At 43.1% G+C, this 11854-nt stretch carries 5 protein-coding genes; 2 read left to right on the plus strand and 3 right to left on the minus strand.

The annotated features are described in order from the left end of the window. Nucleotides 1-13: 13 nt before the first annotated feature. Nucleotides 14-1525 (minus strand): threonine ammonia-lyase, biosynthetic, encoded by a 1512-nt coding sequence (ilvA, locus tag GNE10_RS23960; RefSeq protein WP_185567297.1) that lies wholly within the window; start codon nucleotides 1523-1525, stop codon nucleotides 14-16. Between the two features lie 351 nt (nucleotides 1526-1876). Here ilvA and GNE10_RS23965 point away from each other — a divergent pair, with 351 nt between their 5' ends. Continuing rightward, complete coding sequence (locus GNE10_RS23965) at nucleotides 1877-2857, plus strand: aldo/keto reductase (protein ID WP_185567298.1); 981 nt, start codon at nucleotides 1877-1879, stop codon at nucleotides 2855-2857. Nucleotides 2858-3826: 969 nt separating this feature from the next. Continuing rightward, nucleotides 3827-4756 carry a carbohydrate ABC transporter permease gene (locus GNE10_RS23970; RefSeq protein ID WP_185567299.1) on the plus strand — a complete coding sequence of 310 codons (930 nt, stop codon included), beginning with the start codon at nucleotides 3827-3829 and terminating at the stop codon, nucleotides 4754-4756. A 129-nt stretch (nucleotides 4757-4885) separates the two neighbouring features. On the opposite strand, the gene GNE10_RS23975 is transcribed toward GNE10_RS23970, so the two are convergent. Both GNE10_RS23975 and GNE10_RS23980 read right to left on the minus strand, forming a co-directional pair. Continuing rightward, on the minus strand, nucleotides 4886-6319 hold the full coding sequence (locus tag GNE10_RS23975) for a pyridoxal-dependent decarboxylase (RefSeq protein ID WP_185567300.1): 1434 nt from the start codon (nucleotides 6317-6319) through the stop codon (nucleotides 4886-4888). Between the two features lie 104 nt (nucleotides 6320-6423). Next, the coding region (locus tag GNE10_RS23980) for a translocation/assembly module TamB domain-containing protein (protein WP_185567301.1) at nucleotides 6424-11854 on the minus strand (5431 nt) is incomplete at its 5' end.

Raw genomic sequence — 11854 nt, forward strand, 5'->3', positions numbered from 1 at the left:
CCCCAATCCCCACTCATCCCAAAAACAACTTGTATGCCGGATTCTTGTTTTCATCCCAATAGCGATAGCCAAGGGTATCCAAAAATGCTTGCCATTCTTGCATTTCGTAGGGAGGAACCTGGATACCAACAACGATGCGTCCGTAGTCTGCGCCGTTGTTGCGGTAGTGAAAAAGACTAATATTCCAGTCGGGACTCATGGAACCAACAAACTTCATCAATGCACCAGGACGTTCGGGAAACTCAAAACGGTAGAGTAATTCATTGTGAGCAAGGGGAGAGTGCCCACCCACCATGTGCCGCAGATGTAATTTAGTGAGTTCGTCGTCTGTTAAATCCAGGGTTTCAAATCCGTGAGCTTCAAAGGTTTCTACCATCTTTGAAGCATCAGCACGGTTTTGAATTTGCACACCGACAAAAATATGGGCTGTTTTGGCATCAGCAATGCGATAATTAAATTCGGTGAGATTGCGTTGGCCAATAAGTTCGCAAAATTGACGCAGACTACCCCGTTCCTCAGGAATTGTAACTGCAAAGATAGCTTCGCGACGTTCGCCAAACTCTGCCCGTTCTGCAACAAAGCGCAGGCGATCGAAGTTCATGTTTGCACCGCAAGCTACAGCAATTAAGGTTTGTCCTTGGATTTGTTCTCGTTCGGCGTAGGCTTTGGCAGCTGCGATCGCCAATGCACCAGCTGGCTCTAAAATCGATCGCGTATCTTCAAACACGTCTTTTATTGCCGCACAAGTATCATCCGTATCCACTAAAATAATTTCATCTACATACTGCTGACACAAACGGAAGGTTTCTTCACCAACTTCCCGCACCGCTACTCCATCAGCAAATAACCCCACTTGCGACAAGCGCACCCGATGTCCGGCTTTTAAAGATTGAGACATGGCATCAGCATCCACAGGTTCAACGCCAATCACTTTAATTTCTGGACGCAGGCGTTTGACATAAGCACCAATCCCAGAAATTAAACCGCCTCCACCAATGGCTACAAAAATCGCATGGATGGGCTGCTGATACTGGCGTAAAATTTCCATCCCGATTGTTCCCTGTCCAGCAATCACATGGGGATCGTCAAAGGGATGAATAAAAGTTAATCCTTTTTCGGCTTCTAATTGACGAGCATAAGCATAAGCATCATCGTAGGTATTTCCATGTAATACAACTACTCCGCCCCTGTTTCTAACCGCATCTACCTTAACTTGGGGTGTAGTTACTGGCATGACAATAATTGCTCTTGTTCCCAGACGGTTAGCCGCCAAGGCGACCCCCTGAGCATGGTTCCCCGCCGACGCAGCAATGACACCCTGTGCTAATATATCCGGTGGTAGTTGCACCATCTTATTATAAGCACCCCGCAACTTAAAGGAAAATACTGACTGCATATCCTCACGTTTGAGCAGAAGTTGATTATTCAGCCTTGCAGACAGATTTGGGGCACACTCTAGTGGTGTTTCCTGAGCAACATCATACACACGGGCAGTCAGGATTTGAATGAGGTAGTCACAATACATGGGCGTCAGACAATTTTGGATTTTAGATTTGGAATTTTAGATTGTCGATTGATTCCACGGAAAAATTCTCTTGCTACATAACATCTAGGAATCATTGGTCAACGGGTTAGCAAATACCAGATGAACATTAATTTTACGCTACAGATGTACCCGTAGGAGCATTGGCTGTTGGGGATTAAAAAAAGATTCGGCGTTGCAGAACAGGGAGATGAATTTAGGCAGGCAGAGGAAGCGGGGGAAGAGATTTTATAACTTGCCAAATCATCCCTTGATTCAGCAATGCCAAGATTCTTTTGTTTTTAGTTTCAATAAATTGCCTGATAATTATAAGGCAATCTACAGACAGCAAAAATGCAGACTCTCCAAAAACTCTCTCTCCCAAACATGGGATGTGGAACTTGGGCTTGGGGTAACCAATTGCTTTGGGGATATGACGAAAGCATGGATGACCAGTTGCAAGCGGTTTTTAACCTTTGTGTGAATAACGGTGTAACTTTATTTGATACAGGTGATTCCTACGGAACTGGCAGATTGAATGGTCGAAGTGAGCTACTATTGGGGCGATTTCACCGAGAATATGTAGGTTCCAATCAAGAAAATATTTGTATTGCCACTAAGCTTGCTGCTTACCCGTGGAGATGGACGCGCCAGTCAATGGTCAAGGCTTGCCAAGCATCTGCTCAACGTCTAGGTAGAAATGTTGATTTAGTACAAATGCATTGGTCTACAGCGAACTATGCTCCCTGGCAAGAAGGGCAATTATTAGATGGTCTAGCCGATGTTTACGAGCAAGGGTTGGTTAAGGGAATAGGACTATCCAATTACGGGCCGAAACGGCTCAAACAAGTGCAAAAAAAGTTTGCCCAGCGAGGCGTTCCAATTAGTACCTTGCAAGTCCAATATTCTTTGCTGTCTACATATCCTGTCACTCAACTCCACCTGAAAGATGTTTGTGATGAGTTGGGAATCAAATTGATTGCCTACAGTCCTCTGGCTTTGGGGCTGTTGACAGGAAAATACTCTGTTGGAGGTTCTTTTCCCAAAGGTATCCGAGGTTTGCTGTTTAGACAGATTTTACCAGGAGTGCGATCGCTTTTAGCATGTTTGCAAGAAGTAGCACAGTCTAGAAACAAAACCATGTCACAGGTAGCAATCAACTGGTGCATCTGTAAAGGAACCATTCCCATCCCTGGAGCAAAGAATGTAGAACAAGCCAGGGAAAATATTGGTGCGTTGGGTTGGCAATTAGATGCAGGTGAAATTGCAGAGTTAGATACAGCAGCGGCAAATTCAAATAAAAAAATGGTGCAAAATATTTTTCAGACTCAATGAAGTTTTCAGATATTAATTTAAATGATTTGTAGAAATTTATATCCAAAAAATATCTCTGACGATAGATGGAAACAAAATGAATAAAAAACCTTGTAAATTATTCATACATATATGTATTTAGTATAACTTATGAACTTATTCATCTATGTATATGACTTACGCAAAAACTCTCTGAAACTCTTATTTTTTTGTTAGGACTTACGCAACGCCGATATTGTCATTGCGACCGTAACGGAGTGTAGGGAAGCAATCCCAGCGTCAGGGGGATTACTTCCCTATCGCTCGTAATGACGGAATTACATTATTTTTGCGTAAGTCCTGTTTGTGTCCTTCTCTGACGAGACGCTGCGCGAATGCGTCCTTTGTGATTCGTTTCTTCTTGGAAGTCCTTTTTGAAATTGTATTTAGTTGATTAAAAAACTAAATATTGCTAAAATATACGCAATTTTAATCGCTAATAAACTAAATCACAGATATTTTCTAAATCACAGATATTTTCAAAAAAGACATAAATCCTGTATTAATGTCTGATTTTTTATCAAAAAAACTTGATTTTTGATATTAACTAAGAAAAAATGAATATTGAGTCTAACATCTTGTAGACACTCTTGGTGACAACTTAACCTTATCCAATGTCCACAGTCCGCGAAAGCGGACTTTTTGTATGTATCCTTAAGTTTTACGGGACTTACATGACAATATGGTTCACGTAAAACTCAATTTTTTTTAACGTAGAGGCGCAGCAGCAAGGCAGAGGCTACCATCAATAGACTTCTTGCATAAGTCGGGAAAAGGGGAGAGGGGGAAAGGTTTGGTATTTTCCCTTTCCCCTTTAACATGCATCCCTTTGACCACAAGAGTCCAAAAAGCAATTGATTGCAAGAGGTCTAATGCCCAGTTGACATTGTGAGAAAGAGGCTTTGATGTGTAATATTGATTGGCAATGTTTAAAACAACTATTAAACTCCGATGAATCAATTAACACTTAAAAATTGGATATTAATCAAACAGCGGCTAACTCCTTATTTGTTTTTACTACCTGCTTTGATGATTTTGGTGTTAACCGTCTTTTGGCCTGCGCTGCAAGCTTTTTACCTCAGCTTTACCACCTACGAAGATATTGCTCAACCGCCGCAATGGATAGGTCTAAATAACTTTCTCAAGTTGTGGAAAGATGCTGTTTTCTGGAAAACCCTGGAAAACACTTTTTTATATCTTGTGGGTGTAGTACCAATTTTAGTAATTGCTCCCTTGGGACTAGCAATTTTGGTAAATCAAAAACTGCGAGGGATGAATTGGTTTAGAAGTGCATACTACACGCCAGTAGTAATATCGATGGTAGTTGCAGGAATAGCTTGGAAATGGTTGTATGCAGAAAATGGATTACTCAATCAGGTGCTGAAAGCTTTGGGTATGATTTCAGAAGGTATTCCTTGGTTAACTAGCTCAGCTAAACTTTTTGGTATTGTACCAATTTCTCTTGCCAGCGTTATGGCAGTTACTGTGTGGAAAGGGCTAGGCTACTACATGGTAATTTATTTAGCTGGATTACAATCAATTCCTGGCGATGTGTACGAAGCCGCAGCAATTGATGGCTCTGATGGTATTAAGAAACATTGGGATATTACTATACCTTTGATGAAGCCTTATCTCGCTTTAGTAGCTGTAATTTCAGCTATTTCTGCCACCAAAGTTTTTGAAGAAGTATACATCATGACCCAAGGAGGCCCGCTCAATAGCTCGAAAACAATTGTTTATTATCTCTACGAACAAGCATTCAATAATTTGGAAATTAGTTATGCTTGCACAATTGGACTAGTATTATTTTTGATAATTTTAGGACTATCAATTTTGCGTTTAGCAGTCAATCAACAGGGTAGTGATAATATCACAATCTAATAGAGATAGGACTTACGCAAAACATCTGTGAAACTCTTATTTCTTTGTGTCCTTATCTGACGAGACGCTGCGCGAATGCGTCCTTTGCGGTTCGTTCTTTCATCATTTTGCGTAAGTCCTGAATAAATTTTATGCTTTTGCATAGGTATCTATTTCATCAAACAACCGACTTATAATTTTTTCATCCGTGTACGGGTTGAGCAGAACTGCCCTTAGCCAGCGTGAACCACGATAAGCCGGGAGAGATAAAAATACTTTACTCTTTTGTAACAAATAGGTTTGAAGGTTGGTGTTCCAGTTATCCCATTCTGTGCTTGATACCCAAGCAGGCACACCCCGAAAGCAGATTAAATTTGTTTCTGGTTGACAAGCCATTTCCAAAAACGGACGTTGTTTGATTTGTTGAACAAAGTAATCTGTCAATTGGTAACTTTCTTCTATTAGTTGAGAATAACCTATTTTGCCAAGGTGCTGTAAAGAGAGCCATAGTTTCAGTATCTCGGCGTGGCGTGTTCCTTGAACACTGATTTCGCCAAGATTGATAAAATTATCCGAGTCGCGCATATATGGGGCGGCAATGCGAAAGGCATTTACAAGGGTTGCTGTATCTCTAAACAGACCCATCACACAATTTTTAGCCACATAAAGCCATTTTTGCGGATTGAATGTTATTGAGTCGGCGTTTTCAACCCCCGCCAGTCTTTGACGTTGTTTTTCTGATAATGCCAATGCACCACCATATGCCGCATCAACATGAAGCCAGAGTTGATACTCGCGGGCGACTTGGCTAATTTCTAAAAGTGGATCAATGTTTCCTGTGGTGGTTGTACCTGCTGTTGCCACAATGCAGAATGGGACTTTGTGACTTTGTTTGGCGTTTTCAATAGCATATCTCAACTCGTTGACATTCATCTGCGAGTTGGCATTCGTCTTGATGGGAACAACGGAAGATGCGCCCAATCCCAGAACCATTGCTGCCTTTTGAATGGATGTATGTGCGACTTCGGAAGCAAACAAAACTGGCGGGTGTATTTGTGCAGTTATGCCTTGTTGTAGTGCGTCAAACTTGACGTTACGAGCAACGGCTAATGCTTGCAAATTGGCTAAACTTCCCCCACTCAGCATTACTCCGCCTGCTTGTGTTCCCAAGCCGAATAATGCTGCAAACTCTTGCAGCAACAGAGACTCTAACCGTGAGAAAAAAGGCGACATTTCTAAACTGAGCATATTGTTGTTGATTGCCGCCGTTACCATTTCACCCAAAATAGAAAAGGTGGTAGGCATAGAGTCCATATGCCCAATGAAACCGGGATGTGCTGCGTTCATTGAACTGCTGAGGATCGTTTGCAGTTGTGCGAGTATTTTGCTCTCCGATACGGGCTGATCTGGAATTTCAATCGAAACGGGAAGTTGTATTGTTTGGGGCAAAGGAGAACTGGCATCAGCAGTTTGTAAGTGACTCCAAATCATCTCTAAAACTTGCCCTGCGAGTTGCTCTACTACGGTTTTGTTTCCCCCTCGTGGGTCAACAAAAGCTGATAAAGGGAGTTGCGATTGGTTCATATAGTCCTAAATACAGCAGAACTGTCACATACCAAAGCAAGAAATATTCTTAGTACAAATTGAAATATCAGGATTTTATCGTTATTCAGCAAGCCCTAATTAAACTAAAACCGTGTTTGATATTCCACTACAGCACGACTATCATCAGTTAAATTAGTGGAAGCGCGGACACGGAATTCGTCGTTTATTCGGTAATTAACGCCCCATTGGAAGGGGTCATTTGTGGTTAAAATTTTGATGCTAGAGATGGATATCTTAGAAGTAATATCAACTCCAGCCTCCGCTGCTAATTCCAAAGTTGAATTGGTTTTTCCCGCTTCAGGATTCTCAGAAATAATGGTAGGAAATATCCGCAGTTCGCTTAACCCAAAAGTGCTACCAATTTGATTAAAAGTTGACTGAAAATTATTGAACACAGCTGAGCCTGCGATGTTAATTAAACCCAAAGTACTGTCGCCACGTCCTTGGGTGTCTACAAACCCACCTCCTAAAAGAGCAACAATTTCGGTTTGACTACGTGACGGACTGCTTGTGAGTTCTAGATTTTCATTGAGTTTACTAGCCAGACCATTAATAGTGGCTTCGACTCGCACACTTTCTAAGGCTGATAAACCTGTGGTGTTGATTCGGGTGAAATCATTGCCTTGAGTTACGTCTAATACCTTAGCAAATAGCCGAATATTCAAGTCAGGGTCGCGGGGTTGGGAGGGACTAAAAGTTGCAGTGTGTTTATAGCCACGAACAAGGTTAAATTGGGTAGTAAATAAATTGACTCCACCTTTTTCTAATTGGATAGTACCATCTGGTACAGGCTGATTGATTGAACCGTTGACTATGAGATTACCACTAGCCCGGAAGCTAAGAATAGGTGGACGGGTAATTTGGACATTTTTACCTAGTTCTAAATCTAGATTATTAAATCTGGCGATGCCTGAGGGCAAGCCTGGAATTTCCTTTTGATTTTGCTTATTAGCTTTTAGAGATGATAAGCCAAGACTACTATCATTTACGGATGTATCGGTGTCGGTGGATTCTGCCAGCAATACCTGGCCGTCAAATAAATCTACTCTACCGCCAATTAGGGGATTGAGGGCAGAACCAGTAATCTGTAAATTACCGCTAGCACCTCCTTGGTAAAGTCCTTTGAGATTCAGTGTTAGTTGTTCGAGATTAATGGTCAGAGGATTGTTGATGGCGACTTGCTCATTGTTAAAGATGGGAATTTCTCCAGCAACTTCTACCTTTCCTCGGCTAAATCTACCCTGAAGATTTTCTACTAAGATGCGGTCAAAATTAAACAGCACTTTACCCGTAACACGTCTGAGTTTACCCGGCAAAGCTTGGGCGGAAAAAGTAGCATTATTAACAGTGGCAATGCCATCTACCTCTGGTTGTTGCAATGTTCCACGTACCTTTAGGTCTACTTCGCCTTCACCTTTTTCAAACATCACTTGATTAGTCAATGCGTTTAACAGTCCTAATCCCTCGTTTTCTAATTTGACATCCAAACTGATTTGGTCGCTGTCTGGTGTCACCGTTGCAAAAGGCAATTTATAAGGTATGCTGCCAGTAATATCCACAGGTTGCGGGCCGTTAACTGCAACAGTACTACCAAAGTTTAAGCGTCCGTTGGCATAGCTAAAACTTGCCGTTGCTAACTGTATTGGGTTTTGATTCAATGTTCCTTCTGTAACTTGCAATTCTCCTCTGGCTTGGGGATTGGCAATACTGCCTGCTAAAGCTGCTGTAGCATTGACATTACCTGTAATGCCAACTGGCAATTTCACAAAATTATTCAATACTTGTATGGGAAAATTGTTCACCCGCAACTGGCCGGATTGTTCATCACCGCCAATGTTACCCGTGAAGGCAATCAGTCTGTTTTGAGATTCGATGCGTAAAGGTCGCAAACTTAAAACGCCCTTTTCAAAGTTGCCTTCAGCAATCAATTTTTCGGCTGTATAATAACGACTGCGTTCTTCTTTTTTACCCCAAGCAAAGTTTTCTCCATTCAAATTAAACTGCACTGCCAATCCATTGGTAGTAGTTGTATCCAGAGCTACTTCGCCGTTGAAAGTGCCTTTTAAGTCAGCTAAATCAGGTATGGGGCTGGAATCAAGTCGCTGTTGTTCTTGTTCTGCTACTAAAGCTTCAATTTCCGAAAATCGTTGCAGTTGAGCAAATAACGGCTCATTTGGCCAGCCTTGGGTGTTGGTGGTTAGATCCGCTGCTGTGCCGTAGTTTTGATTTGAACCACCTTGTAAATCCTGTAAATCGAAGATTTGTGCTACAGCCAGAACATCTTCAATTTTGCCCTGGTTGACATTGAGCTTACCTTTTAGTCGGGGGCCTTGAGCCGTTTGAGTAAAAGTACCAACAGCAGTATAACTACTGTTTTCTTTGATAAATTGGCTACTAGTGAGTGTAGCATTACCATTGCTGTAACGGAATTGAGCCGCTAAACCATCGCCCTTTAAACGTCCAATTTCTGGGTTGGCGATCGCTAAATTTCCAGTTGTTGCAAATGTCTCTTGATTAAAAGCCAAATCCCCTGTTAACAATCCGGCTATTTTTCCAGTACCGAGACGAGTACTAGGCGGTGGTGTCAAATTCAATATTTGTAAGGGAAAGTTTGCAACTTTGAGTGTCCAATCATTTCCTCGGACATTACCCGATGCAGATGCTTCCTGCCATTTTACTAAAAATGATGAAGGGCGATTATTGGCATCTAAATTGAAAGCCAAGCGATCTCTATTTCCTGCTAAATTCAAATTCAACCCGCGTCCCTGTACCGAGTTAATATTCCCAGTTAACAGCGCCTCAAAGGCAATATCTTGAACAACGAAGTCTCGTAAATTAATTTGCCCGACTACATTTGGCAGAGGTAACTTGCCAGTGACTTGTCCGTTAAAATCTACTCTCCCCGCCACTGCAACTTGATTGGGAAAATTGATTGGTAACTGTTTTAAGTCGTAATTCTCGGCTTGGATATTCAAATTTAGGGCAGTAATTTCCGGTATTCCTGGTTGTTTGGCGTTGGCTAATATGCTACCAGTAACATTTAAACCGGGGGCAGTTGCTTGCTCAATGGTCAGTCTTTCACCATTCCAAGCGATGGCAGCTGTCAGCGGTCGTTCCAGACCGGGGAGACCTTGGGATAACTGCACCTGTCCAGCAGCACGCACATCAGCTAATTGAGACGACGCCAGTGTGCCAGCTAATTGCAATTTACCGCCAAATTGACCCCGCAATTGTTGATTTAACCGATTTAATTCCACACCAGCAGCTTCAACGATTCCTTGATAGCGACCATTCGCCACTTGAATATTAGAAGCTGCGATAATTCCACCAGCAACATTTATTTGTCCCTGACCAACGGCTTGGATTGTTTGCGGTTGGAAGGACTCAACAGAACCCGCGACGTTGGCTTGACCAGTTAAGGTTCCTCGCAATTGTGGTGGTACTGCTGCCAACTGCTGCAACGGTACGTTATTTGCCCGGACTTGTGCTTGGTATACACCATTACCCACTTGGATATTAGAAGCTGCGATCGTTCCACCGCCAACATTGATTACTGCCTGACCGTTGGCTTGGATTGCTTTTGGCTCAAAAGAATCAACTAATCCCGCAACGTTAAACTGACCATTTAACGCACCTTGAAACTGCGGTGGTACTGCTGCCAACTGTCGCACAGGTACATTGTTAGCCTGGATTTGCGCTTGGTATGCACCATTAACAAGTTGGATATTAGAGGCTGTAATTATTCCCCGCCCAACATTTATCCGTGCTTGACCGCTGGCTTGAATGGCTTGGGGTTGGAAAGATTCCACAGACCCCGCCACATCCACTTCACCGCTTAACCTACCTTGAAACTGCTTTGGTACTGCTGCTAACTGCTGCACAGGTACATTCTTCGCCTGGACTTGCGCCTGATATAAACCATCAACAAGTTCGATATTTTTCGCTGTAACCGTCCCACCGCCAATGGCAAGGCGACCTTCACCAGTGCCACGCAGAGTTTTCAGGCTGAAATTATCTTTGTTGCCTGCGATTTGGAACGTACCCGCCAAAGGATTATTTAAAGCTGGGGGGGACTGTTTCAATATTTGTCCCAGCCGCACATTATTAGCTACAAGTTGAGCAGAGAAATTTTGCTCTTGGAGTCGGATATTAGAAACTGCAACTGTGCCGCCGCCAATGTTCACTGCTGCACCTTCAGTGCGAATCGTAGCAATTTCAAATGGTGCTGTGCTACCTGTGAGCATGAGACGGCCATTGAATTGTGCCCCTGCCAAAGAGACATTTTGTAGTTGATTTGTATCTACAAAACGTTGCACCTGCACCCCAGAGACCAAAGCAACAGCTTGCCAACGCTCATTGGCATAAGTACCAGTAGCCCTGACTTTACCGCCACCAACATTCAGAGTCACATTGCGGAAAGAGACGGTACGGTTTGGAGCGATGCCTGCGGCAACTCCAGAGGAGAACGCCACTTCCCCAGTTCCCGGATAAGTTCCGTTGGGGGCTTGAAATTGTACCACAGTTTGGACATTAGTAGCAGGGCCAAATACTTGGGCTGTAGCCGAGAGATTACCAATTTGGAAATTCGGCGTTGTTTCGTAAACTTTAGCTATGGCATCCCCTGGAACATTCTTAGCTGCGAAATTCAAATCCAGTCGGGGACTCTTACCAATTGCAATTGTGCCAGCCCCTGTAATCTGACCGCCGACTTTCGCAAAACCTTGAATATCTTTGAGAGTAATTAAAGACGAACTCGTAACCAGCTGAAATTTACTACTAATATTATTAAAATCGAGCTTATCAATCCGGGTAGTTTGGATAGTGGCAACTGTGCCAGAGAGAATTGGCTCTTTAGTAGATCCAGTAATCTGCAAAGACGCTTGTACTTGTCCAGCTACAGGTACTGGTAGTTTTACCTTCAGAGTACTGACTGCATTGGCCAAACTCACCGCATTTACACGTGCTGCCAAATTGAAGCCTGCTTGAGTGTCAATGATTCCCTTAGCCACCAAGGGAATTTTGCCATAGTTGCTTGTAACATCATTTAACTGCAATTGCGTTCCTTGGAAACGCAGGTTTCCTTGGCTATTGCTCAACACTTGCGGTACTTTCGGCAATTCAACCGTTACCCCTGCAACATCAGCACTGCCAAACAATAAAGTCGGCTGTTGTGGTGTCAACTGAACCAACAAATCGCCATTGACTCGACCTGCTTGTAAATTCACTGGTAACTCAATGAGGCGAGTAATATCCGCAGCTAAGAAATCTTGTACTCGCAACTGCAAATTTCCTGCTAATGCCTGAGAGCGGGTCTCTCCCTGAATGGAAATCCTACCACCACTGTCTGCTTGACCTTGCACTTCCAACCGGATCAGCTTGTTGTTTGCTAAAAGTTGGGCAGATCCACTCAGGTCGGAAAATGATACGGGAGATGAAGAAGACGCGGAGAGTGGGAGACGCGGGGACACCGTGACAGAACTCTTTGCGTCCCCCTGTCCCCCTGTCCCCCTGTCC

Origin of the sequence: Nostoc sp. 2RC (assembly GCF_014222165.1) — a bacterium.
Classification (GTDB): Bacteria; Cyanobacteriota; Cyanobacteriia; order Cyanobacteriales; family Nostocaceae; genus Nostoc; species Nostoc linckia.

What these genes read in the sequence shown, in the direction of transcription:
- ilvA (WP_185567297.1), bottom strand. Translation starts at nt 1,525, where the DNA reads ATGTATTGTGACTACCTCATTCAAATCCTGACTGCCCGTGTGTATGAT.
- GNE10_RS23965 (WP_185567298.1), top strand. Translation starts at nt 1,877, where the DNA reads ATGCAGACTCTCCAAAAACTCTCTCTCCCAAACATGGGATGTGGAACT.
- GNE10_RS23970 (WP_185567299.1), top strand. Translation starts at nt 3,827, where the DNA reads ATGAATCAATTAACACTTAAAAATTGGATATTAATCAAACAGCGGCTA.
- GNE10_RS23975 (WP_185567300.1), bottom strand. Translation starts at nt 6,319, where the DNA reads ATGAACCAATCGCAACTCCCTTTATCAGCTTTTGTTGACCCACGAGGG.